Raw genomic sequence first — 25,101 nt, 5'->3', positions numbered from 1 at the left:
GTTCTTCTCTCAGCTTCTGCTAATAGGGGGACTGTGTTCAATCACACCCCCTATTTTTTCCTTTGAAGAAGGCTATTTAGTCTAAACTCCAGTAGTTACGAAGGCACAAAAAATTATTGTCACGCTAGGTTAGCAGCAATTGCTCTACCAATATTATGAAAATATTCATTTTTTAAACCAAATGCCACAGGATGTTTAGCTATAACAAACACAGTTTTACTATTTCTACAAATTAAGAAACCTTGTGAAGTTTGCGAAAACTTAACATTCGTTATTTTTTCAGTTATTCTTCTCCAATAATATTCAAATCCTATACCATAGAACACAACTGCTTTAGGTTGGTGTTCTTTTATTCTCTGACTAATATGGTTGATTCGCTTTTCAAGACAATATTTTTTACAAGTATCTCGATTAGATAAAAAACAAAGTGAAGAATGTTGATTATATATCCAATGTTTAAGAGATGGTGAAGGTAAAGGCAATAGTTCTAATAAGCAAGTCTCTTTATCTTTCCTACCTAATTCGTTTATTTGATATTTACTAATATATTCTATAGCAATATTCTCTTTTCCTTTAGCAGTCAATACGATACGAATTAATTTATTCCATGTTGGTTGTATTGCTGCACCTAGTTGAAAAATCTCCCCTAGCCCTATATCTATATGATATTCTGCAACATCGTCTAATTCCTTTTCGCCTCTATTTGACCATATATTTATTCTGCTATTAATACCGTTAAAGTCTTCTCCTGCTTCTTCCATACCAACAAACCAATAATTCCCTTGATAATTACCATATCCATAAAATACATTAACTCTATTTTCTAGAAGCTCATCATTAAAAAAATCTTGATTATTCATGCTTAAGTAATTTTACTGGAAAAAATAAGATTAAAAAGTCAAATATAATTTAGGATGGATGGAACGTCAAGTTAAGCTTTCTCTTCTTTGCGCCTACCCTGCGGGTTCTTCTTTGCGTCTTAGCGTTAGGTAATTCCCTAACAAAAAACTTGCCTCAGAAGCATCACACTCCCAAAGCAAGCAAACTCTCTAAATTCTTTCTTTACTTTGCACCCTTTGCGGTTCGTTAAAGTTGCTTCACTTCCGAAACCAACTTCGCCACCATATCCTTAGCGCTACCAAAAAGCATCGTAGTTTTATCCTTGTAGAACAACTCATTTTCTACACCGGCAAAACCCGTACTCATCCCGCGCTTAATCACAATCGTCTGCTTCGCCCGATCAACTTCCAAAATCGGCATACCATAAATCGGGCTATTTGTATCACTCCGCGCTGCCGGATTTACCACATCATTCGCCCCAATTACTAAAGCCACATCCGCTTGCTCAAACTGGGGATTAATATCATCCATGTCGTACAACTGGGTATAAGGCACATTTGCCTCAGCCAGCAACACATTCATGTGTCCCGGCATTCTCCCAGCAACGGGGTGAATGGCATACTTGACATCAACGCCCATTTTTTCTAGCTGATCTGACAATTCCCGAACGCTATGTTGCGCTTGGGCAACTGCCATACCATAACCGGGCACAATTACCACAGAACGGGCATAACCCAACATCATCGCCCCTTCTTCGGGATCGATGCTGCGGACGCTTTGATCAGTTGCACCACCACTAGCAGCACCACTACCAGAAGTAGATCCTGTACCAAAAGCGCTGAACAGCACACTAAATAAGGAGCGGTTCATCGCTTTACACATAATCTCAGTGAGGATTAAGCCAGATGCTCCTACCAAAGCACCAGCGATGATTAACATATTGTTCATCACCACGAACCCAGCCGCCGCCGCCGCCACACCTGACAACGAGTTCAACAGCGAGATTACCACTGGCATATCGCCGCCACCAATCGGGATGACGAACATCACGCCCAGCACCAAGGAAACAGCTACCACTCCTAAGAATATGGGTAAGCTATCTGGTGTAATGATTAAATAGACACTGCCGACTACATAAGCAGCCAGAAGCAAGAGATTAAATGGTTGCTGGAAAGGAAATGTAATCGGGGAACCGCTGATTAAACCTTGCAATTTGGCAAAGGCTAGAAAACTACCTGTGAAGGTAATACCACCGATTAACACGTCCAAAAGTATGGAAATGTTGACATCTAAGGGTATCGGCTGAGAACTATCTAACAACCGCCAGAATTCGGCAACGGCTACTAAAGCCGAAGCCGCACCGCCCAAGCCGTTGAGTAAACCCACCATTTGGGGCATTTCGGTCATTTGGACTTTGTAGGCAACGATCGCACCAATTCCCGATCCAATCGCCAAGCCCAACAATATCATCTCGTAGTTCAACACATGCTGATCTAACATTGTTGCTGCGATCGCCAGCAGCATTCCTACAGAGGCAACGAGATTACCGTTCCTAGCTGTAGCTGGTGATCCCAGCTTTTTCAAGCCCAAAATGAATAACGATGCAGCGACTAAGTACGTCAGCTGAATGCCAGTTGGTAAAAAGTCGCTCACGCCTTAATCTCCTTTTTCTTGAACATTTGCAGCATTCTGTCTGTGACAAGGAAGCCACCAATAACGTTAACAGTTGCCAATACCACAGCAATCAAACCGAGAATCACTGACACACTTGTTTCTCTAGCACCTGAGGCTACTATTGCCCCAAGTACCGAAATGCCAGAAATTGCGTTTGAGCCTGACATTAAGGGCGTGTGTAAAGTTGGTGGTATTTTGTTGATGACTTCAAAGCCGATAAAAGATGCCAAAACAAATACAAACAAAGCAGCAAGTAATGCCTCTGTCATGAAATCAAAACTCCTTATAGTATATTTGGCTACTAACCTGCTCCAACACTGCTCAAAGCTTGTAGCGCATCCCGCACTCGTTGATTGCGAATTTCACCAGCGTGGGTAACGCAAGCTGCATCAACGATGTCGTCGCTAAAGTCAACCTGCAAAGCTTTGTCTTTAATTAGCAGTTGCATCAACGAAGTTACGTTCTTGGCATACAATTGGCTGGCGTGAATTGGCATCGATGATGGGAGATTGATCGGGCCGATAATTGTCACGCCGTTCCACACAATATCTTTTCCGGGTTCTGTGCAGGCGCAGTTACCACCCTGATCAGCAGCCAAATCCACAATCACTGAACCGGGTTTCATTTGTGCCACCATTTCTTCTGTAACTAGCCGTGGTGCTTGTCTCCCAGGTACTTGAGCGGTGGTAATTACAACATCAGAATTTTTGACGTGTTCGGCGACAACTTCTTGGGTACGTTGTTTGCTAGCCTCAGAGATTTCCTTGGCGTAACCACCTGCGGCGACAGTTTCTTCTTCTAATTTGACTTCAACAAATTTTGCCCCTAAGCTTTGCACTTCTTCTTTGACGGCGGGACGAATATCAAAGGCTTCTACCACTGCTCCCAAACGTCTGGCGGTGGCGATCGCTTGCAATCCGGCGACACCAGCACCCATAATAAATACTTTCGCTGGAGCGATCGTGCCTGCGGCTGTGGTTAACATCGGGAAGTATTTCGGTAATGCAGCTGCCGCAATTAATACTGCTTTGTAACCTGCTAATGAAGCTTGCGAGGACAAAGCATCCATACTTTGCGCCCTGGTGGTACGGGGGATCATCTCCATACTCAAAGCTGTGACTTTGCGATTTGCCAGTTGCTGCGCTACAACAGGATTTCCCAAGGGATTGAGGAAACTGACTAAAACAGCCCCTTCTTTTAACAAATCAATTTCTGAGCGTCCATCTTCTCGTTCTTGCGGTGGGCTGACTTTCAGCAAAATATCTGTTTCGCCCCATAATTTGGCAGTATCGCTGATTATTGTGGCTCCTGCTGCTTCATAGTCAGTATCGTTGAAAAAGGATCGCTCTCCTGCACCCGCTTCTACCCAGACTTCCAAACCTTGTTTTATCAATCGAGCAACGGTGTCAGGAATTAATGCCACACGACGTTCACAAACTTCAATTTCTTTAGCAACTGCTATTCTCATGAAATCTCCTGAAGATAAATACCTAATCTCTGCTAAGTAAGCGATTGTCCAGATGAGGGATGTTCCGCGCTCATAGTACTTAGGCAGGAACATCAGCCATGAATTTTACTTGTAGATTGAACCTTGAATCTTTCCTCTCCCATTCTTAGCTCTCCAGACAAAGCCTCATTTTCTTGTAAAATTCTGATTGGAGGGAACCTCCGCTCAGACTTTCCGCTTTGCCGCTCGCAGATGTCATATTTTCAGATAGTTGCAAACAGGGTTACGTATTGCACATCCTAAATTGATTCCCAAATTTTGCATCTTTATCTTTAACTTGTTTTCGGGATTGAGAAATTTTGGTATTCCTTTCTTATAGAGTAATCTTGACCGAATTTTGAAAGCTTTATAATTTCCCAATCAAATTTTAATAATTACGACTTCGATTCCAATCCAACTTATTTTAATCAATTTAGCCCAACTTAACTGGCGATCGCTGATGACCCGGCTCAATTTTTATAACAAAATTCTCAAATTTAGATACACTTATACATATTTGTCAACACAATCCAACCCCAACTGTGTTTCTATTTAGTTCAAATTTGACCAACTTAGTAATCAAATCAAGGCTACACAAGGGTAATGAAGTAAATTTAATATACGTTTATTTTAATACTAAGTAACTTGACTGTTGCCTAAACTTCAGGCAGGATGGCACTTTTTTGGAAATTAAACGTCCATTGTCAGGAAGCCAGTAGTAAAGTTTAGTAAAGAATACTAACACACAGTTATTTTTAGATAACAGATTTATATTTTGGTAGAGGAAGCCCAATTATGCGACGTTTACTTTCTGCTTTAGCCGTGACTAGCTTTTTGGTAACTGGATTACCAGCCTTGACTTGGGCACAAAGTTTACCTGGATTTACGCTGTTTAGCGGCGTCAAACAAGAAAATCAGCTACCCTTTAGGTTAGATTTTGGGGGACAAGCTAATGGTTGGGATCGTTATATATTAAGAATTCCAGCCAAAAGAATGAAATTAGCGGTTGGTCAATTTGCAATTACCTACCCTGATTATTACAAAGGAACTTTTGACCAGAAAAAAATTGAAGTCCGAGTCAAAGGCAAAGCAGTTCCGCTTTCTGAGGTGAAGTGGGACAAAGAAGGTAAACTGATTAATATTTTTCCTCAAGAGCCAGTGCCAGCAGGTAGCACAGTCGAGGTAGTGTTATCTAACGTGAAAAACCCATCCTTCGGCGGAGTTTACTATTTTAACTGTCAAGTTCTCTCTCCTGGCGATGTGCCACTACTGCGCTACATGGGAACATGGATTTTGAGCATCAATTAAGAATAGGGAATAGGGAGTAGGGATGTAACCAATCGGCAATTCCCAATTCCCTCACAAAGTGATACAATTAGAGATTGTGAGTTTTTATAAAAATCACCTAAGAGGAGAACAGTATGAAAAGAACACTGGGCGGCACTAGCCGTAAGAGAAAAAGAACCTCTGGTTTTCGCGCCAGGATGCGGACACCAGACGGTAGAAACGTGATTAGCGCCAGAAGAAAAAAAGGACGTCACCGTCTGAGCGTTTAGGGCATATTTAAGCTAAAAGAGCATCTGTGGCTTTGCCCAAAGCAAATCGGCTAAAATCCCGAAAGGATTTCCAGGCAGTTTTCCGAGAAGGAATTCGGCGTCATGGTTCTTACTTAACATTGAGAGCCTTAAAACCGTTATGTTCAACAAAACCTTCTTTGGACACTGCCACTCAGACTACACAAGCAACTGACTCAGCACATCTTGCCAGCACGCTGATTGGCATTTCGATTAGCACAAAAGTCAGCAAAAGGGCAGTGGTTCGCAACCGAATCAAACGGCAAATGACTGCTGCTTTACATAACTTGCTGCCAAAATTATCACCAGGATGGCGGCTAGTATTCATTGTCAAACCTACAGCAGCAGAATCTAAGTGCGTAAGCCCACAATTTCTGCAAGAATTAGAGCAGTTGTTGGCACAAGCTGAGGTGTTCGATGGGAATTCGTGAAGATGTTTATTATGAAGGTGGCCCCCATGTTGGGGATTTAATTGTCAACCTGCTAATTGGGCTAACCATTGTCGGGATACCATTAGCAGTTGGGGCAATTGTCAGGGCATTGTGGCTGCGTTTCCGCATCACTGATCGCCGAATTACTGTGATTGGAGGTTGGCAGGGACGCGATCGCACTGACGTAATTTACTCAGAAATTGTCAAAATCGTCAAAGTTCCCCGTGGCATTGGCTTTTGGGGAGATATGGCGATCACCTTAAAAAACGGCAGTCGTCTCGAATTGCGTGCAATTCCCAATTTTCGGGAAGTCTATGACTACATCAACGAAAGAATTGCTGCGAAAAATCCCGAATTTAGCGCCACTGCTAACAAGTGATGGCAGCAGGGGAAGATGAGGGAGATGAACCAATGCCCAATTCCCAATGCTCCATTTAAATGTGCGGCTATCCGTAGCGAAAGATAGTCGCCGACAAATCATGATTTAGATAAATTAGATTCAGTTTACAGTACCTCAGGTTGAATTCAGAATAATGGATTTTGGTATCGGCTTTCTCTCGAACAACGTGATGCTGCCAATCATAGATTTCTTCTATGGTATTGTGCCTAGCTACGGATTAGCGATCGTTGCTTTGACCTTGATAGTCCGCTTCGCGCTCTATCCCCTGAGTGCTGGCTCAATTCGCAACATGCGGAAAATGCGAATTGTACAACCTCTAATGCAGAAGCGGATGGCAGAAATCAAAGAGCGCTATAAGGATGAACCGCAAAAGCAGCAAGAGGAAATGGTCAATGTCCAAAAAGAATTTGGCAACCCCTTGGCAGGCTGTTTTCCATTACTAGTGCAAATGCCAGTCTTGTTAGCGCTGTTCGCCACCTTGCGGGGTTCGCCTTTCGCAAGTGCGAACTACAGCGTCAACCTGCAAATTCTTCCTGCAGAACAAATCGAACAAATTCAACCGCAAGCCTTTGCCACTGCTCCTCAAAATATTTACGTTGCAGATGGGGAACACGTTAAAGTAGCTGCCATTATTCCCAGCGGAAATAAATTAGCGGTGGGAGAACAAACCAAGATACAGTATCAGACTGTTGAAGGTAAACCATTCCAGGTGCTTTTAGCAGAACACCCAGAAAATAAGCTGATTCCTGATTGGAAAATTACCAAGGGTGAAGATAGGATAAAAATTGATGCTCAGGGTAATGTAGAAGCCTTGCAACCGGGAGAAGTTACTATTCAAGGAACAATTCCTGGACTAGCAGCAGAAAAAGGCTTTCTATTTATTGATGCTTTAGGCAGGGTTGGCGCACAAGATGCAGATGGCACAATCCACTGGGATATCGTCGCCATGATTGTCTTCTTTGGAATCAGCCTTTATGTTAGCCAAATGCTTTCTGGGCAAAATTCCAGTGGTGGCAATCCGCAGCAGGATACAGTTAACAAAATCACTCCAGTCATCTTTTCTGGGATGTTTTTATTCTTCCCCCTGCCAGCTGGAGTGCTGATGTATATGGTGATTGGTAATATATTCCAAACCGCACAAACTTATCTTCTCTCCCGCGAGCCTCTACCAGAAGAACTGCAAAAAATCGTGGAAACCCAGGAGAAAGAAGCCGCAGTTACAGAACAAAAGGCACTCCCATTTGAACCAAAAAGTGCCAAGAAAAAGGCTACAGGGGGATCATGAGCAATATTCCGATGCAGCGAGGTCAGCAGTGGTTAAAAACACTCCTAGAACTCACTGGAATACCATCTGAGATTCAGGGTCATTTAGAAACTGCCCAATCTCAAGAGGGCGATTCCCCGGAACCAGATAACTACTGGTTGACAATTGACCAAACCAATTTGACATCAGAACAAATCCAGCTATTAATCGGTGCTGATGGTTCTGTGCTAGATGCGATTCAGTATCTAGCAAATTCGGTTCTAAACCTCAGTCAATCCCCAGAAGAACAAGCCTCTTACACCATTGAGTTAAATGGCTACCGGGTCAAAAGAGAAGCCGAAATTCGCGCATTAGCAGAAGCAGCAGCCGATGAAGTGCGCTTTTCTGGTAGAGAAGTGGAAATCAAATCTCTTAGTTCTGCTGAACGGCGTCAAGTTCATACCTTCTTGAAGGAATTTGGAGATTTAGAAACCTTCAGTCGCGGTAAAGAGCCACATCGTCATTTAGTTGTCTGTCCAGCTTCGTTGGAAGGAGTTAGGAGTTAGGTGTTTAGAGTTATGAGTTTGGAGTTAATTGAAAACTCATAACCATATATAATTTCAAAATTTCTCTTGTTCTTAAGGGATAAAATAAAAACTCAATATCAGTATAATTACTGGTAATCAAGATAAATTTTAGTGAGGATGTCTCACAAATCCTATGGACGCAATTTATATTCCGCAGCTAATTAGAGCATCGGAGCGAACAGAGGAAGTTCAAGTTAAGGAATTTCTACCTGGTCTGGAAACGTTAACACCAGTTCGCGGTCATCTGCGCGTGCAACATCATGGCAATTACCTGCAAGTCTCCGCTCAAGCAGAAACAATTATTACTTGTACCTGCAACCGCTGCTTGCAGCAATACAATCGCCGTTTAGGGCTTGATACGAAGGAAATCATTTGGTTAGACGAAACTGCAAATCAGGCAAATGACTTGCCTTTAGAAAGGGAAGTGGTTATGGAAGATTTGCTGGAAAGCTTACCGCCCGATGGTTATTTTTATCCCAACGAATGGCTATATGAGCAGATGTGTTTGGCAATACCGCAGCGCCAATTATGCGATCGCAATTGTCCAGGTATTCCTGTAAGTAGTACTGTCGATAGTTCTGATAATTCTGAAACTCTTGATTACCGTTGGGCTTCTCTAGAAGCACTGAAAAAGCAACTTCCGGGATAGACAAATCACTTTCAACTTCGTTAACGCGCTACTAATAGCGCGTTTATTTTAATTAGCTAATTATTATACCTGTATGGTACACAGTAAAGCTATGAACTGAAAGTATTTAACCACAATAATAAATACAAACGAGCAAATAAGGTTCTTTATTTATCATTATGATTATATTTAATTTAGTCTCGGCTAAGTGGTTAATTTAATCGTCTCCCGCACTTGGTACAGAAGTTGAAATTCGCCGGATTAGTGCAACTACAATTGGTACATACTATATTTTTTTCAAGTGGAGTTTGAGATGGAGTGCTTCTGTTAAAATTGTTGGTTGAATTAAATTCAGTGAGTGCATTATTCCTATCAGTAGACTGATGAATTGGTTGTGAAGTTGGTTGAATAAATACTGGCTCCATTTGGGCAAAATGCTCCAGCAGCATTCGATGGATAAAAATGTAACTACCTCCAACCTTTTGCAAAAAGATGTGTTCAGTCGCATAATCGAGAAAGCGGACATAGTTTCGAGGTATGTAATTCTTGCTGTAAAGAATGGTGCGTAAGGTAAAGTGTTGTAGGCAGGCTTGACCACCCCCAAACACAAGCCCAGAGACAAGCCCAAACACTAAACCCAATTGCAGCCATCCTGGTTTTGCGAAGATTTGTCCACCAATTAATCCGCCAAGCAATCCGAGGAATCCACCAATCAATCCCATTATTCCGGCATTCCTAACTGAGTTCCAAATCCCTTGATTAGGAATTGTTCTTATCTCTATCTCTGGGCCTCTCAGTCCACTTAACAACCCTAAAATAAGTCCACTAATTAGCCCATATACTAACCCTAATTGCAGCCCAGCTTGGAGATCAAATGGAGCGGTAACTAGCTTAAAACCCAGCCCTACAATCAGCCCCAAAGCTAATCCCCATAGTAGTCCATCCTTCAGAAACTTTCTGGCTTCTTGCCAAGACCATCTCAAAGTTTCAACTGGTTTTATTTCTGTAGTACTAAAACATACAGTTAGTACACCAGTGATTACACCAAGATATACTCCATTTATTGATTTACTTATTAAATGGCCAATTAACCCACTAATTATTACTATAAATAAGTAATTTAGAGATTGATAAAGTATTTTTTGGAATCGATTTGACAACCAGGTAGGCTGTATTCTTTCAATAAGAAAGACCGTTTGAGACTTCTGAAACATCTGCTGTGCTAGCCAAATTAGCCAGCGCATTGCTTGCACTTTTGAGTATCTTGGCTCATATTTACGACGCTTAAACATCCGTTCAATATAAGCATCGAACAGGTGCTTTCGGCGTTCTTCTTTAGAACCTGTATTAGGTAAATCTTCAAGTTTCTTACCTTTATAAGCCAGAGTCATGACGCTTAAAGTCAGGGGAGACTTAGCTAACTCTTGCAATGTAGTGTCTTCTTGAAGCAATGTTTTTACTGCTTCCAGTTGTTCACCAGCCCTGTTTAAATATTGTTTAACTTGCTGAAATGTCAAAGATTGGATGCAGATAGCACCTTGCAATTGTAAACGAGTAGAGAGAGCTTCATAATCTCGGATACGGCTTGTCACCACAATCTCGATCAACCCATGTTCCTGCATAAATTCGTTGATGGCTCTAATGCAGCTTTCCCGACGCTCAATTTTCACCTCATCTAAACCATCTAGCAGCAGTAATAGTTGTTGATCTTCAATCCAGACTTTACCAAGCGCCTTAGAAATTTGATATGTACTATTCAATTCCTCAATCAGCCAATCAGCAATTGTTTGTTGTTTATTTCCCCAAGAAGATAAGTTCAGTACTACTGGAATAGGTTGGCTCAAATCTTTTTCGGTACGAGCAATTAATTCTTGTGCTAGCTTCAGGAGAGTGATCGTTTTACCCGCACCAGGTTCTCCTAAAATCAATAAGGTTCGTCCTTTTCCCATCTGATTGAAGACATCAGAGATACTTTTCCCTTCAGGTAAGGTTTGCCCAGACTCATTAGGAATTTCTTGGACAATGTTAGATGGGCGCTTTACTGCGTCTAATCGTTCTTCCAGTCCCAGATCAATTAGACTTTTGGTATACAAAGATTTTTCTAGTACGCCTTTAATCCAATACTGTTTGACTTTATTAAGTAAAACTTCTCGGAAACGGTACTCCTCTTTCCCTGAAGGAGCTTTTACCTGCCTATGACCTATTAGTTTAGCTAGGCTGAAGCTTTCATTCACAGTTAGGTACTGAATTTGGTGCAAGTCGCGTCCAGCCTGTCCAATTTGAGCTTCCCGAATCAAAGCACCATCAATATTAAGATTTTGATTCATAACCTTTTTTTATGTAAAAAGTAAAAGACTTTTAGCTGCAACTCCTAACCAAGGAGCTAATTGTTTGGCAATTGGCTCTAACTTTTGCCAAATCCCTTGCCCTGCATTAAACGTTTCGTTAGTTTCTTTGAGGACTTTACTAGCTTTTTGCAAACTTGTTACCGCAGTGTTTTTGTCTGGTTCTTTTTCTTTAACTGCGTCGTTTGCATAATCCAGATGTTTCAGTGCTTGTTTCTTTTGGTCTTCTGGTAAATCGGAATTACGAAATATGAATTCGATTTGTGCCATTAATTCCGCAACCTCAGGTAAGGTCAATTCTTTCTCAACCCCACCCTGAGTATTTTGTTGATTTTGGGTCATGTCGCCTGCAGCTTGTCCAACTTGAACACCTGAAAATTGACCACCACCAATGTTGAGGGACATTCCTCCAGGGTTTTGGGGCTGTGAGTTATTTTTTGCCATTTTATTTGCTTGATAAAAACATAACTTTATTTAAGCTCTAATCCAGATTGAGCAAACAACTTTCCTGAAAATTAAAAAAATTGCGTATAGAGTAAGCCAATTACTACATTCAGTGATGATAAGTAAATTCACTTATTCTTTGTTTCTCCCTGTGGATGCAAGCTTTGCGGCTTTACTTCAACTTTTATGTAAAGAGCTTCTTCAAGTTTTATTGCTTGGTAGAGCTATGTAACAAGAGATATATTCGTTTTTAGTTGTGAGACACAGTACAAACCTGAACAATGAGAGAAGAACTAATAACCACAGCTAAATATGAACTTCCGTGAAGAGTTTAAACTGCTGCTACGCGCCCGCTATCCCTTGATTTATATTCCTACTTATGAAGAGGAGCGGGTAGAAGCAGCTATTCGGGAAGAAGCCACCAACCAGGGTAATCGCCCAGTCTATACTTGGGATTTTGTCGATGGCTACCAAGGAAACCCCAATGATGTTGGGTTTGGGCGACGTAACCCGTTGCAAGCTTTAGAATTTATCGAAAAATTACCAGCTTCCGCACCTGCGGTATTGATTTTACGAGATTATCATCGCTTTTTAGATGATGTAGCGATCGCCCGCAAACTCCGCAACCTCGCCCGACTGCTCAAGTCGCAACCAAAAAATATTGTCCTACTGTCGCCGCGCATCGCCATCCCTGACGACTTAACGGAAGTGCTGACAGTCGTCGAGTTTCCTTTACCCGCCGCCCCAGAAATTAAAACTGAGGTAGATCGCTTACTACAAAGTACTGGTAACTCCCTTTCTGACAAAGTTTTAGATGACTTGGTGCGCTCTTGTCAAGGACTTTCGATGGAACGGATTCGCCGGGTTTTGGCAAAAGCGATCGCCACCCACGGAGAATTGCAACCAGAAGACGTGGATCTGGTTTTGGAAGAAAAGCGCCAAACTATCCGCCAAACCCAAATCTTGGACTTCTACCCCGCCACTGAGCAAATTTCTGATATTGGCGGACTGGATAACTTGAAAGACTGGCTGATTCGCCGGGGAGGTTCGTTTACTGATAAAGCGCGACAGTACGGATTACCGCACCCCCGTGGTTTAATGTTAGTGGGTATTCAGGGGACTGGTAAATCGTTAACGGCAAAAGCGATCGCTCATCACTGGCATTTACCCCTGCTACGTTTGGATGTGGGCAGGTTATTTGGTGGTTTGGTGGGTGAATCAGAATCTCGGACTCGCCAAATGATCCAAGTAGCTGAAGCCCTTGCTCCCTGTATTTTGTGGATTGATGAAATAGATAAAGCCTTTGCTGGACTTGGTAGCAAAGGTGATGCAGGAACAGCCAGCCGTGTGTTTGGCACTTTTATTAATTGGCTAGCCGAAAAAAGCTCACCCGTGTTTGTCGTCGCCACCGCCAACGACATCCAAGCTTTACCACCAGAAATGCTCCGCAAGGGGCGATTTGATGAAATTTTCTTTGTGGGTTTGCCCACTCAAGAAGAAAGAAAAGCAATTTATGATGTTCATTTATCCCGACTGCGCCCCCATAACTTGAAAAGTTATGACATCGAAAGGTTAGCTTATGAAACACCCGATTTTTCTGGGGCAGAGATTGAGCAAACTTTAATTGAAGCGATGCATATTGGATTTAGCCAAAACCGCGACTTTGCTACCGACGACATTTTAGAAGCAGCCAGTCAGATTATACCCTTAGCACGAACTGCCGTAGAGCAAATTCAGCAACTCCAAGAATGGGCTGCTGCTGGGAGAGCGCGTTTAGCATCTAAACATAGTCCTTTGAGCGAACGCCTCCGGCGCACTACATGAACCAAAAAAAATGTAGAGATGTAGCACTCCTACGTCTCTACAAAGGTTTTGGATAACGCATATTTAATTTCACCAGATGTCTATTCAGCATAGCTACAATAATCAGTTAGTCAAAAGTCAATAGTTAATGATGAATTATTATGGACTATTGATTCTTATACTGATGGGTTACTTGCTTCTCGACTCGTAACCCTTGAGAGCCAGTTAAACAGCACTCTCCTCAATGGGGAAAATACGCAGATGACTGGCTCACCTTCACCCTTGACTCTTGATAATCAGGTTTTAATTATGTTGTCTGGCTTAACAAAGTTTATACTGGGGTTTTTCTTAGCGATCGCTGTGCTAATAGGTGGCGGTGCTGCAATTGCACTCTACTTCATGAATCGCACCGGCATAGCCCCTGCCAAACCCATTTATTCCAACGATAGTCCTTCGGTGAAAGCCCAAGCTCCTAAAGGAACTGAGCCTGGAGGAGGTAAATCTACTCTTACACCTGGGACTCAGGCTCAATCATCTCCAAGTTCAACCTCTGCTCCCACAGGACGGCCATTGGCTACCCCATCATCAAAACCATTACCATCGGGAGCTTACCGAGGGCGTGTTAATTGGGCTGAAGGCTTGAGTTTGCGATCGCAACCAAATCAAGAAGCTGAAAAGATTGGTGGAGTTGGTTTTAATCAAAAAATTATTATTTTGCAAGAAAGCGACGACAAATCCTGGCAAAAGATCCGTTTGGAAGGTAGCGAACAAGAAGGTTGGGTAAAAGCAGGTAATACTGAAAAAGTCGATCAACAATAGCCTAAAAAATCAGAGCAAATGGTAGAACCACAACATTTCTCACAAACAGGAAAACAAGACTAAAAATGAGATGTATTTACTCAATAGCTTCATCTGTAACTACTTGAGATTGCTTTCCTAGAAAACAGGAAGTATGTATCAATGTATCAATTGGAAGCTCAATTTGAAAAGTAGTTCCTTGCCCCTTGGCAGAAATACAGTTGAGCCTACCACCATGTGTTTGAACGACAATCTGATAGCTAATTGATAATCCTAATCCAGTTCCTTGTCCAACTGGTTTAGTTGTGAAAAAGGGATCGTAGATTTTATTTTGTACATCTTCACTAATGCCAGATCCATTGTCAAAAATTTGAATGTTGACCCAACCGACTTGATTAATGGTTGTTTTAATCCTAATTAAAGGTGTAAAACTGGACTTTGATTTTAAGCTATTCAGCTTTTCTTCTAACACATCAATAGCATTTGCAATGATGTTGAAAAATACTTGGTTTAACTGTCCAGGATAGCAATTTACTAAGGGTAAATTACCATATTCTTTAATTACAATAATTTCTGGGCGATTGTTTGGCGGATAACTAATACGATTCTGAAGAATGAGCAGTGTCGAATTAAGCCCTTCGTGGATGTCCACAGCTTTCAATTGTGCCTCGTCTAGACGAGAGAAGTTACGCAAGGATTCCACAATATGCTTAATACGTTCTGCTCCGGTTTGCATTGAGTTCAGTAATTTAGGTAAATCTTCTAGCAAGAATGGTAAATCAATAGACTCTAATTTCGCTTGAACCGCAAGCTCTGGTTCCGGATAATGTTGCTGATAAGTGTTAATTAATTCTAAGAGTTGCCGCAGATAAATTCCCGTATGAAAAAGGTTTCCATAAATGAAGTTAGCAGGATTGTTAATTTCATGAGCAACTCCCGCTACTATTTGTCCCAAAGACGACATTTTTTCTGCTTGAAGAAATTGCAATTGAGCTTTCTGAAGTGCCAACATAGCTATCTCTAATTCTTCAGACCGAGACTCAGCTAGAGTAGCCAGCGCTTCTTGGTTTTGTAAGGCTTGTTTGAGACGTTCTTCGTTTTCTTTAAGATCAGCTGTTTTGACTAGTTGAACACTCAATTGTTCGTTGAAAAAAGATGTGAGCAGCGTCCATCCTAGAAGGAGTAATGTGAATAAGCCAATAATCGCAGCCATCCAATATGTTGCAGCAGTATCAACTGCTGAAAACTCGACCGATTCGATGACTGAAAAATGGGTGGCCATCATCCCTGTGTAGTGCATTGAGGGAATGGCAGCACCCATAATAATTGCACTACCAATCCTCAAAAAACGTCCTGTTACTGTACTATTAGCTCTGAGGTTAAACCCTAGCCAGAGGGCAACCAGTGAGATGAGAATAGCGATCGCAATGGAGAGTGCAACCACACTCAAGTCATAAGACATTTTGGCTGGTAAACGAATAGCAGCCATACCAATGTAGTGCATTGCACTAATCCCTGTGGCCATTAGGAAGCTACCACTCAATAACCGCAAAATACCAAATTCTGGCTGGCTAACTAGGTACAGGGCTAATCCAGAAGCGAAAATTGCAGGTAGCACCGAAATCAAAACTGTTAACCAGTCATAGTCAATGTGAATCGGCAGACTGAACGCCAGCATAGCAATAAAATGCATTGCCCAAATACCGATTCCCATTGCAATCGCTCCCCCTAGCAGCCACGGCCACCTTTGCTGCGATTTAGCGTCTGTTACTCTTATAGCTAGATCAAGTGTGGTATAAGCCGTAAGCATGGCAATGGCAATGGAAAATAAGACTAAGCGAATATCATAGATACCGTGGAGCATTAGGTTGAATATTATCCGCGATTCAATGCAAGACTAGACCCACTATTTGTCTGCGTTGCTCATGCTCGAAACCCAAATGGGTATAGCAAAAATTTTGTCAGGCAAATAGAAAACAAGCCTCGAAAGCTTTACATTGCTTATTATTCCCCCTACAGAAGCTTGTATTTCATATCAGCTTGGGGAATTTGTTGTAAATAATCATACTAAAAACAAACATAATACAGAGCAAGTGGTATTATTTTGTATAGCAATAACTTGAAAAAAGCAAGTGAAAACAGGGGTAGATAGCTATTTAACCAAGCTCGCCTCAGTCTACGAGGCATCCGAAAGCGTCAAGATTGTTCCTACCGCAGCCAATTTCAAATTTTTGAATTGGAAAAACTTATCTAGCGGTGCGGTGATGCGTCTTTTGTCTGTGGCTCTGATTACGGGGCTTCTGAGTATTGCTGGACAAGCTTTAGCACTTCAGAAAATAGGAAGTAATGGGCCTGAAGTTAGCAGTAGCCAAAGATGTTTAAAAAAGTTAGGCTATTTTAACGGGCCAGTGACAGGTAAGTTTGCTAGCTTAACTCAAAATGCTGTGATCAAATTCCAGCAAGCCAATAGAATATCAGGTGATGGAATTGTGGGTATTAGTACTCAACGAGCCTTGCAACGAGCGTGTCGAAGTAGAAGTTCTAATAGAAATATCAGTGGAGCATCGCGTTCGCCAGTTGGTCAATATCCTACTCTTTCTCAAGGCAAAAGTGGTGCAGCCGTCACAAGATTACAACAGCGTCTACGGCAGTTAGGCTACTTTAATACTAATCCTACTGGGCATTTTGGACGAATTACTAAAGATGCTGTAATTGCATTCCAGCGAAGTTATCGCATAACTGCTAACGGGATTGTGAATCAACAAACTTGGAACGCACTAATGGGTTCTTCTCCGACTTCAGGAAGATCGAGTCTTTCCACTCAACAAGTCAGAGAACTTCAAGTGCGTTTGCGGCAGCTAGGTTATTTAAATGCTGATGCCACTGGGAATATTGGCCCAATGACTAGAGAAGCTGTAATTGCATTTCAGCGAAATAATGGACTACCTGTTGATGGTATCGCCAATGCTCAAGTTTTGGACTCAGTGCGTAGAGTCTCCACAGGTGGTATTCAACAACCAGGTAGAAATTATCTTACTGTAGGCGATCGCGGAGAAAATGTCAGATTAGTTCAAGAGCGTTTGGTGCAGTTGGCTTTCTCTAATACTAATCCTGATGGAGTTTTCAACGATTCCACGAGACAATCTGTGATTGCATTCCAGCAATATTCCCGAATTAATTCTACTGGAAATGTAGATTGGCAAACTTGGGAAGCATTGGGGTTAAATGGTTCAACTGGGGGCAATTATACTCAAAATAATGATTATGTATTAGCTGACACTAATCGCTATGCATTACCTCCTGCCAATGACTATGTAGTACCTGTTACCAATGGCAACACATTAGTTGCTAATAATCCTTACAGAGTAATAATTCCCATTTCCAATAATGATACTCTAAGTAAAGTGCAACAATATATACCCAACGCTGTCACAGAGCAATCCAATTTAGGGGATTATGTGAATGCTGGAGCATTTAGCGATCGCGCCCAAGCAGAAACGCTAACGAAAAAACTCCGCTCATTAGGTCTTGATGCACGGGTAAAATACAATTAACTAATTCGTAATACTTGCCAAAGGCGAGAAGCAAGCTACGTAATTCGTAATTAAATTGACAAGCTCAACTGCGAACCTTCTTGAGTTTTATTCACTTCAATCCTGGCTTGGAAGGCTTCTTTGAGGTGGGGCATATGGGTAACGGTGAGGATGCAAGCAAAATCGGAAGCGATCGCATTAATCGCGGCAATCAAGCGATCGCATCCTTCGGCATCCTGTGTACCAAAACCTTCATCTACAATCAACAATTGCAACGCCGCCCCCGCCCGTTGCGCTAATAATTTTGCCAAAGCTAAACGGATGGCAAAGTTAATTCTGAAAGCTTCCCCACCAGAGTAAGTTTCATAAGCTCGTGTTCCTCTAGAATCGGCGATTAAAATATCTAAGGTGTCTATCAGCTTGGCATTTTTCTTGGTTGATTTAGCACTGCGACCAGCTTTTTGAGTAATAAATTGTACATGAAACTGATTCCCACTCAGCCGCGAAAGTAGTTGATTTGTTTCGGCTTCCAGTTGTGGCAATACATTCTCAATCATCAGTGCTTGGATACCATTTTTACCAAAAGCTTGCGCTAATTCCTGATAAACCCGATATTCCTGCTTGCAAGATTGTAATTGCTGCTGCTGTTGTTCATATTGAATTTGTAGCGTTTCCAGTTGATGCACCAGTTGTTCTAAACGCCCCAACTTAGCTATTTGCTCATCGAGTTGCCGTCTACGTATTGCTAACTGCTGCTCTAAACTTTGAATTTGGGCAGATGGGTTAGCTGTTGCTTGTAGTTGCCCAATAATGCTTTCGATTTGGCCGCCGAGTTTTTGGCGCTCCGTTACTCTGGCGCTTCTAGACTCCTCTAACTCTTGCAACCTCGTTTGGAGTTGTGGATACTGCTGCTGGGCTGATAGCAGTTGTTGATACCGCAAATGCCAAGATTGAGCTTTCTTTGCAGCCATACGCAGATTGTTGTGCTGCTCGGAACTGTAGCCAATTTCAGTAATGTGACGCTCAAGAGCTGCGATTTGTTTAGCACATTCAGAATCAATCTGATCCTGCTGGATTCTGGCTTGTAATTGGGCAATTTGGGATTGAAGTTCTGGTTTACGGGCTAATAGTTGCGCTTGTCGCTTAGTTGCATCTTTAATTTGCCCTTGTTTAATTTCTGCCCATCGCCACCGCTCAACTTCACTCCGGGCGAGGGCGTGGTCTTGTTCATTATAATTAACTTGTTGCAAGTATTGCTCTAGCTGCCGGAGTTCGACTTGTTTATCGGGAGCGTAATCACCAGCTTGGAGCGATCGCTCTAAATGCTGTTTTTCAGCAGCAATTTGCTGTAACTGTTGTTGCACATCAGTTGTCGCTTCTAACTGTGCTGCTAACTGTCCCCGTTGTTCGCGTAAACCATCGTAACCCGCCAATTGTTGGGATATATCGCGATATTCCTGCCTGAGTGTCTGAATTTCTTTGTCAGACACAGCCAATTGTTCTCGAACTACCCAAAACTGCCCTTGAGTATCCTCTAACTCACTTTGGGTCTTTTCCACTACCCGACTCCAGTGATGTTCGTCTAAAGGACGCTCACATAATGGACAAAGTGCTTCAGGATTTTGCAGCATTTGCAATTTTTGCTCTAATTCTCCCAGCAGTTTTTCATAATCCCGTTGATGAGCTTGCAGACGTTCGATAAAGTGCCGCCTTTCTTGCCCTTTTTCTTGGACTCGTTGCAGATAAACCCGCTTTTTCTCCAGTTCCTCAATCTGGATTGCTACATCCATCACCGCTTGTTGTAGTTGCGGTTGGCGGCCGTGCTGGCGTTGCAATTGGTTTTCAGTACTTTGGAGTTGTTCGAGTCGCGCTACTAAACCAGCATGAGTGCGATCGAGTTGGCTTTGTAAAGTTGCTCGTTGTTGCAATAAGGGCGTAACTTGCATTTGCAGTTGATCTAAACGAGCAACATGGTGACGAGCTGCGGCTAGTTGTGACAAAGCGGCTTCTACTTCACCCGACTTAGTGAGAGTTTGCTGAATGTCTCGCTCTTGTTGCTGTAAAGCTTCTAGCTGCGCTTGGGCTTGTTGCAGTTGCCGTTCGATTTCGTGAATTTGTTTGGTAAGCTGTTGTTGCTTTTGTTGGCGATTCTGCCCAGCGCGGGTGTGTTCTTCAAATTTGACAGCAAAGGCTTCTTCTTGAGATTGTAGACTTTGATATTGGGCGTATCCAGCTTTAATCTCAGCTTCTTGGTGTAATATTTTTTCTAAATCTGATAGCTGAGAGCCAATAGCTGATTGTTCTTGTTGGAGGCGATCGCAATCTTGGGTAAGATTTTGGTATTGCTGCTTTATAAAGCTAAGTTGTTGTTCCCAATTTTGGCGCTGGTGCTGGACAACTTGCAAACTTTGTAATTGAATATTATCAAAAGCTTGTACCTGTTGCAGTTGGTTGAGTTCGGCTTCTAACTCGACTCTTTGCGCTTGGGTGATTTCGCGTTGTTGCAGCTGAATTTTAATCGACTCCAAAGAACGCTCTAACTCTACTGCCTGTGCTTTGAACTGACGAGAAGATTCCTTTGCTCGTTCTTCCAAATCATCATACTGATTGAGTTTCAACAACTCCGCTAAAATTTCTTTGCGTTCTGTGGGACGCTTGAGCATGAATTCATCTGCACGACCTTGACGTAAGTAGGCAGAATTAATAAAAGTATCATAATCAAGTTTGATGTGTTCTAAAATCAAATCCTGTGTTGCTCTTACCCCTTTGCAAGTGAGTGAGCGAAACCCAGATGGGATTTCTATTTGAAATTCGAGGACGCTAGTACCTCCCCGAATTCGGGTACGAATCACCCGATATTTTTGCTGGTTACTTTTGAAAGTAAAATCAACCCGAACTTCTTTTGCACCAGAATAGATGACATCATCTTCTGCAGTGGCGCGGCTTTCACCCCAAATTGCCCAAGTAATTGCTTCCAAAAGAGAAGATTTACCCGCACCATTGGAACCACAAATACAAGCCGTATGCAAACCGCCAAAATCTAAAGTTGCATCACGGTAACTGAGAAAGTTTTTCAGGATAAGTTGTACTGGGATCATTCAGGCTATAGCGCCACATCTACTTTTAATAAATAACAGTACAGATGCACTGTTTGTTAGTTTAGCTATCTAAATATCAGGTTTCTAGTCTTGAAGACATCAATTTTACAAAAATTTACAATATGATGAGTGAATTTTTCTTGTTGCATGAAAAAGTTTTGCTGTCTTCAAAGAAAAATGAAATTCTTCTGGAGGCTTTTCGTTATTTTTTTCTGTTGACTGAGAAGAAAACGTTCTTATTTAATTTATGAGAATTGAAAGTTACAGATCCCTGACTTCGTAAAAGTTGTCGGGGATCTTGTCTGTGAGGAATTATTTAGGATTGTTATAGTCGCAAAGACAGAATTTGTCATTGGCTAGTTGCGTAGGCGTAGCCCGTCTTAGACATCGCTTGACTTTGACCGAGGTATCAACAATCCAATATATGTACCGACAGCAAATTTGGTTAAATCTAGAAATGGAGGGCGACTCTTCTCGTCGATAACTGCAAGGGTTAAAGAACCAATCACCATAATCAGCGTTACAACAGCCAGCACTTCATCTCTCGAAGGAAATTTATTGGATAACATTGACTCCCTCCCAAATTGTTTGAATCACTACATCCATACTTTGACAGGTGAGTGTTTGTTCTAGGCTTAAATACAGGTTTGAGATATGAGTGACTTGTGTATGCGATAAGGATGAATTGCCAAATTGGTAGTTAGAATCAGCAAAAGTGTGATGGTTAGCTTATGTCCGGGCGATCGCTTTCCTGTTCTCCAGAAGGTATCCAAAAAGCAAAAAGAGCTTTAATTCGTTATTCCTTAATTCAAAAAGCATTAGCTGAAGAGTTAGAAGTAACTCGCCAGCCGATTGGAAAATTCTTTACAGGTAAACCTGTTGACCGCAATCTTTTTGTCCACATTTGCGACAGGCTAGACCTAGAGTGGGAAGAAATAGTTGCTGAACCAGAGGTAAGTCAAGACAACAGCATTGATATTGATGCGATAGTGCAAAGGGTACGCGAAAAGATGAAACCCCTCATTAAACAATGCTGTGGCACGATGCGAGTGCTAGATATGAGTCAACCCATTGGGTTGAATGACATTTATACCAGCGTTAATATCCTCGAAAAAATCACTGGGCGACAACCACTAAAAGATGAATTATTACACTGTAGCAGCCAGGATTTTGGACTCTTTGGACTCAATAAAATTACTGAAAAACGAGTGCCGGGACTGGAAGCGGTTGAGAAATATTCCAAGCTGATGATTTTGGGGAAACCAGGAGCAGGTAAAACCACATTTTTGAAGTATTTAGCGATTCATTTTATTGAAGGTGAGTTTCAGGCTGAACGTGTACCGATTTTTGTTACCCTCAAGAACTTTGCGGAAGCTGCAAACCAACCCCGATTGCTAGAATACATCACCGAAGAACGTATAAATCCTATCTCTTCTATCCGAGATGTCCTAACGTATGGCAAGGCATTAGTTTTACTCGATGGGTTGGATGAGGTTAGAGAAGAGGATAGCGATCGCATCTTAAAGGAAATTCGTGAGTTTTCTGATCGTTACTCAAAAAATCAGTTTGTGATGACCTGCCGAATTGCAGCACGAGAGTATATTTTTGAGAAGTTTACAGAGGTAGAAGTTGCTGATTTTGACGATGACCAAATTTCCAACTTTGCCAATAACTGGTTTAAGGATAAAGCTGTAAAACCAGAGACTTTTATCAAACGTCTTGAAGAGAATAGCCGAATCAAACAACTTGCTGCAAGTCCTCTGCTGCTGACATTGCTTTGTTTAGCGTTTGAAGAGTCAGGAGATTTCCCTGCAAATCGTTCTGAGTTATATAAAGAAGGACTGGATGCGTTATTAAAAAAATGGGATGCCAATCGGGGAATTGAACGCAATCAGATTTACAAAAAGCTATCAGTCCAACGCAAAGAAGATTTACTCAGCAAAATGGCGTTGACTACTTTTGAAAGGAGTGAATATTTCTTCAAGCAGAAAGTAGCAGAGCAATATATTACAGAATACATCCGTAATTTACCCGGTGCTAATACTGACGAAGAAGCATTGCAAGTTGACAGTGAGCAAGTTTTGGGTTTAATTGAATATCATCATGGACTAGTTGTAGCAAGAGCAAAAAGGATTTATTCATTTTCTCACCTCACATTTCATGAGTATTTCACAGCTAGAGAATTTGTGGTTGTGAGACAGTCATCAGAGGAAGCACTGCAAAATCTTGTTAGCCACATCACTGAAAAACGCTGGCGGGAAGTTTTATTGCTAGCAGTTGGAATGTCGCCAAATGCGGATCGTGTATTGTTATTGATGAAAAATCAAGTCGATTCGCTTTTAGCTAATGATAATAAATTGCAGCAGTTTCTAAAGTGGATAAGTAAAAAATCTCTTTCAGTTAACGTTCCTTACCAGTTAGCAGTTATTCGCGAGTTTTACTTTGCTTTTATACTGGGGCGTAATCTTTCTCTTAGTAATAGCTGTATAGGAATAGACCTTGATTTTTGTCTTATCTCTTACCCTGGATTCTGGACTGTCATTCATAACGACGATACTAGAGATTATATTGAGTTTAATTTTATACTTAGTCCTCGACTTCAACTTCTTTTTAATTTTAAGTATAGAAAAGATGATTATATTAGTAAATTAACTTACAGTCTTATTTTCGGTCTAAAATCAGCATTACTACCACTCATAAACCAACTACCTGAAACAAAAACAGACTTGAAAATCCATGAACAATGGTGGAAAACAAACGGTCAAAATTGGACTCAGCAATTAAGAGCAGTAATAATGAGGTATCGCAGAATTGATAGTGATTGGCAGTTAAGCAAGCACCAGAAAGGATTACTTAACAAGTATTACAATGCCAATTTATTATTGGTGGATTGCCTGAATAGTGATTGTTATGTCAGCCGTGAAGTGCGACAGCAAATAGAAGATACCTTGCTATTACCGATCGCAGAGATAAAACAGCATCAGCAACAATCTTTAATACACACATAGCAGATACTAAATCATTTGTTAAGAAAGCGAAAATATTTTCTAATTCCTAGCAAATAAATTTATAATAAAAGTAATAGTTCGCAGTTAGCCTATTCGCCTCTATTTGGTGGCTTAAGATATGTGGACATAAATAATAAAACAGCATTCGGAAACAAAATAATACTCATTTTGCGTCTTAATGAGTGTCTCGCTTCTAATTTTAGTAACGCACATTAGCACGATACAAATTCTGAACAGCGATATCTTCGACGGTCTACGCCTACGCGATCGCACAGACTACCCATCATAATAAGTACTTATATACGCCTATAGACAGGTTTAAAAACAGTCAGAAACAAACTCAGTGAATCCTCGTCATTACATACATCACATACATAAAGGATAACCCTCTTATGACTCGCTTACATCAATGGAAATCTGGAACTGCTGCACTTATGGCAATGGCTGTTACTACAAGCGTCATTAGCCCGCTGTTGAGCTTGGCTCCTGCTAATGCACAATACAGAATTGATCAAAACAGAACTGGGGAATACGGAAACGCTACCATTCCTTCTGGAGTTGCTCTTCCTGTCACCTACGAAAAAGAGACAATTACTATTGCTCCTGGGGAAAGTAAATCTCTAACCTTGAGAATAGCCAACGACATTATCGACAGAAATAGAAACGTCTTGATTCCTGCTGGTACTAAAGTACATGGACGGCTAGAATCTGTTGACTTAGATAGTTATTCAAGAGATACAAGAAATACAGATGATAATCAAGGAAAAGGTGTAAAGTTTGTCGCTCAAGAATTAGAATTTTCTAACGGTCAGCGTCAGTCGATTAATGCAACTTCTCGGACATACACCACAACTCAAAGAGTTAAACAGGGGCCCAACACCAGTCAGGTTTTAACTGACGCAGCTATTGGTGGGGGCGCTGGTCTATTAGGTTCACTAGTTACTGGTAATCGCAGAATTGACGATTTAAAACCTGTTCTCGGTGCGGCTGCGGGTGCGGGTGCGAGTGTCCTGTTGCGGAAAAAAGAAGGAAATGCTTTTGTCCTCAGACCTGCACAGGATTTAAGGCTTACACTGGATTCTAACTTGAATTTAGTACCAAGATCGCGCTACTAAATTTAACTTCATTCAAGTTGTGAATTTAATTATCCCTGATATGCGATCGCCACTTAACTAGAGTGTGCGATCGCCTTTATTTTTAACCCTAAAA

General features: G+C 41.6%; 21 protein-coding genes. 12 read left to right on the top strand and 9 right to left on the bottom strand.

Annotated features, from left to right (window positions below; all coding sequences use genetic code 11):
• Nucleotides 1-119: 119 nt before the first annotated feature.
• From V7K60_RS03990 to V7K60_RS03975, 4 genes are all read right to left on the bottom strand, one after another.
• On the bottom strand, nucleotides 120-860 hold the full coding sequence (locus V7K60_RS03990; protein WP_334923112.1) for a hypothetical protein: 741 nt from the start codon (nucleotides 858-860) through the stop codon (nucleotides 120-122).
• Nucleotides 861-1,086: 226 nt separating this feature from the next.
• Complete coding sequence (locus V7K60_RS03985) at nucleotides 1,087-2,493, bottom strand: NAD(P)(+) transhydrogenase (Re/Si-specific) subunit beta (RefSeq protein WP_334923110.1); 1,407 nt, start codon at nucleotides 2,491-2,493, stop codon at nucleotides 1,087-1,089.
• Nucleotides 2,490-2,783 (bottom strand): NAD(P) transhydrogenase subunit alpha, encoded by a 294-nt coding sequence (locus V7K60_RS03980; protein ID WP_273766159.1) that lies wholly within the window; start codon nucleotides 2,781-2,783, stop codon nucleotides 2,490-2,492. The genes V7K60_RS03985 and V7K60_RS03980 overlap by 4 nt, the downstream gene beginning before the upstream one ends.
• Before the next feature lie 32 nt (nucleotides 2,784-2,815).
• Entirely contained in the window at nucleotides 2,816-3,982 is a 1,167-nt protein-coding gene (locus V7K60_RS03975) for a Re/Si-specific NAD(P)(+) transhydrogenase subunit alpha (protein WP_334923108.1), read from the bottom strand.
• Nucleotides 3,983-4,795: 813 nt separating this feature from the next.
• Here V7K60_RS03975 and V7K60_RS03970 point away from each other — a divergent pair.
• The 7 genes from V7K60_RS03970 (at nucleotide 4,796) to V7K60_RS03940 (ending at nucleotide 8,884) form a co-directional block, all read left to right on the top strand.
• Nucleotides 4,796-5,308 (top strand): DUF2808 domain-containing protein, encoded by a 513-nt coding sequence (locus V7K60_RS03970; RefSeq protein ID WP_334923106.1) that lies wholly within the window; start codon nucleotides 4,796-4,798, stop codon nucleotides 5,306-5,308.
• Between the two features lie 113 nt (nucleotides 5,309-5,421).
• Nucleotides 5,422-5,556, top strand: a complete 135-nt coding sequence (gene rpmH, locus V7K60_RS03965; RefSeq protein WP_099102484.1) for a 50S ribosomal protein L34 — start codon at nucleotides 5,422-5,424, stop codon at nucleotides 5,554-5,556.
• 26 nt (nucleotides 5,557-5,582) lie between these two features.
• Nucleotides 5,583-6,005 (top strand): ribonuclease P protein component, encoded by a 423-nt coding sequence (rnpA, locus tag V7K60_RS03960; RefSeq protein ID WP_334923104.1) that lies wholly within the window; start codon nucleotides 5,583-5,585, stop codon nucleotides 6,003-6,005.
• Complete coding sequence (locus V7K60_RS03955) at nucleotides 5,992-6,384, top strand: PH domain-containing protein (RefSeq protein ID WP_334923102.1); 393 nt, start codon at nucleotides 5,992-5,994, stop codon at nucleotides 6,382-6,384. Before rnpA ends, V7K60_RS03955 begins: the two co-directional genes overlap by 14 nt.
• Before the next feature lie 154 nt (nucleotides 6,385-6,538).
• Nucleotides 6,539-7,690 (top strand): membrane protein insertase YidC, encoded by a 1,152-nt coding sequence (gene yidC, locus V7K60_RS03950; RefSeq protein WP_334923101.1) that lies wholly within the window; start codon nucleotides 6,539-6,541, stop codon nucleotides 7,688-7,690.
• Complete coding sequence (locus V7K60_RS03945; protein ID WP_334923099.1) at nucleotides 7,687-8,214, top strand: Jag family protein; 528 nt, start codon at nucleotides 7,687-7,689, stop codon at nucleotides 8,212-8,214. The genes yidC and V7K60_RS03945 overlap by 4 nt, the downstream gene beginning before the upstream one ends.
• A gap of 154 nt (nucleotides 8,215-8,368) precedes the next feature.
• Nucleotides 8,369-8,884, top strand: a complete 516-nt coding sequence (locus tag V7K60_RS03940; protein WP_334923097.1) for a YceD family protein — start codon at nucleotides 8,369-8,371, stop codon at nucleotides 8,882-8,884.
• A gap of 191 nt (nucleotides 8,885-9,075) precedes the next feature.
• Here V7K60_RS03940 and V7K60_RS03935 read toward each other — a convergent pair whose 3' ends face one another.
• Complete coding sequence (locus V7K60_RS03935) at nucleotides 9,076-11,190, bottom strand: NACHT domain-containing protein (RefSeq protein WP_334923095.1); 2,115 nt, start codon at nucleotides 11,188-11,190, stop codon at nucleotides 9,076-9,078.
• 9 nt (nucleotides 11,191-11,199) lie between these two features.
• Nucleotides 11,200-11,652 (bottom strand): hypothetical protein, encoded by a 453-nt coding sequence (locus tag V7K60_RS03930; RefSeq protein ID WP_334923093.1) that lies wholly within the window; start codon nucleotides 11,650-11,652, stop codon nucleotides 11,200-11,202.
• Nucleotides 11,653-11,964: 312 nt separating this feature from the next.
• Here V7K60_RS03930 and V7K60_RS03925 point away from each other — a divergent pair, with 312 nt between their 5' ends.
• Nucleotides 11,965-13,476 (top strand): AAA family ATPase, encoded by a 1,512-nt coding sequence (locus tag V7K60_RS03925; protein ID WP_334923091.1) that lies wholly within the window; start codon nucleotides 11,965-11,967, stop codon nucleotides 13,474-13,476.
• Between the two features lie 288 nt (nucleotides 13,477-13,764).
• The gene (locus V7K60_RS03920) at nucleotides 13,765-14,274 is read left to right on the top strand and encodes an SH3 domain-containing protein (protein ID WP_334923114.1); all 510 of its coding nucleotides are present in this window, start codon (nucleotides 13,765-13,767) and stop codon (nucleotides 14,272-14,274) included.
• Nucleotides 14,275-14,350: 76 nt separating this feature from the next.
• On the opposite strand, the gene V7K60_RS03915 is transcribed toward V7K60_RS03920, so the two are convergent.
• On the bottom strand, nucleotides 14,351-16,117 hold the full coding sequence (locus tag V7K60_RS03915; RefSeq protein WP_334923089.1) for an MHYT domain-containing protein: 1,767 nt from the start codon (nucleotides 16,115-16,117) through the stop codon (nucleotides 14,351-14,353).
• A gap of 268 nt (nucleotides 16,118-16,385) precedes the next feature.
• Here V7K60_RS03915 and V7K60_RS03910 point away from each other — a divergent pair, with 268 nt between their 5' ends.
• A complete protein-coding gene (locus tag V7K60_RS03910) occupies nucleotides 16,386-17,807 on the top strand; it encodes a peptidoglycan-binding protein (RefSeq protein WP_334923087.1) in 1,422 nt (473 codons plus the stop codon).
• Nucleotides 17,808-17,857: 50 nt separating this feature from the next.
• Here the strand turns inward: V7K60_RS03910 and V7K60_RS03905 are convergent, their stop codons facing one another.
• Together V7K60_RS03905 and V7K60_RS03900 are read right to left on the bottom strand one after the other, a co-directional pair.
• Nucleotides 17,858-20,884, bottom strand: a complete 3,027-nt coding sequence (locus V7K60_RS03905) for an SMC family ATPase (protein WP_334923085.1) — start codon at nucleotides 20,882-20,884, stop codon at nucleotides 17,858-17,860.
• Nucleotides 20,885-21,264: 380 nt separating this feature from the next.
• Nucleotides 21,265-21,453 (bottom strand): hypothetical protein, encoded by a 189-nt coding sequence (locus V7K60_RS03900; protein WP_334923083.1) that lies wholly within the window; start codon nucleotides 21,451-21,453, stop codon nucleotides 21,265-21,267.
• Between the two features lie 162 nt (nucleotides 21,454-21,615).
• Here V7K60_RS03900 and V7K60_RS03895 point away from each other — a divergent pair, with 162 nt between their 5' ends.
• Both V7K60_RS03895 and V7K60_RS03890 read left to right on the top strand, forming a co-directional pair.
• On the top strand, nucleotides 21,616-23,892 hold the full coding sequence (locus tag V7K60_RS03895; protein ID WP_334923082.1) for an NACHT domain-containing protein: 2,277 nt from the start codon (nucleotides 21,616-21,618) through the stop codon (nucleotides 23,890-23,892).
• Nucleotides 23,893-24,284: 392 nt separating this feature from the next.
• Entirely contained in the window at nucleotides 24,285-25,007 is a 723-nt protein-coding gene (locus V7K60_RS03890) for a conjugal transfer protein TrbI (RefSeq protein ID WP_334923080.1), read from the top strand.
• Nucleotides 25,008-25,101: the final 94 nt, after the last annotated feature.

Origin of the sequence: Nostoc sp. (assembly GCF_036917555.1) — a bacterium.
Classification (GTDB): domain Bacteria; phylum Cyanobacteriota; class Cyanobacteriia; order Cyanobacteriales; family Nostocaceae; genus Nostoc.
Note: the sequence above shows the minus strand (reverse complement) of the source record. Positions and strands in the feature narration are given on the sequence as shown.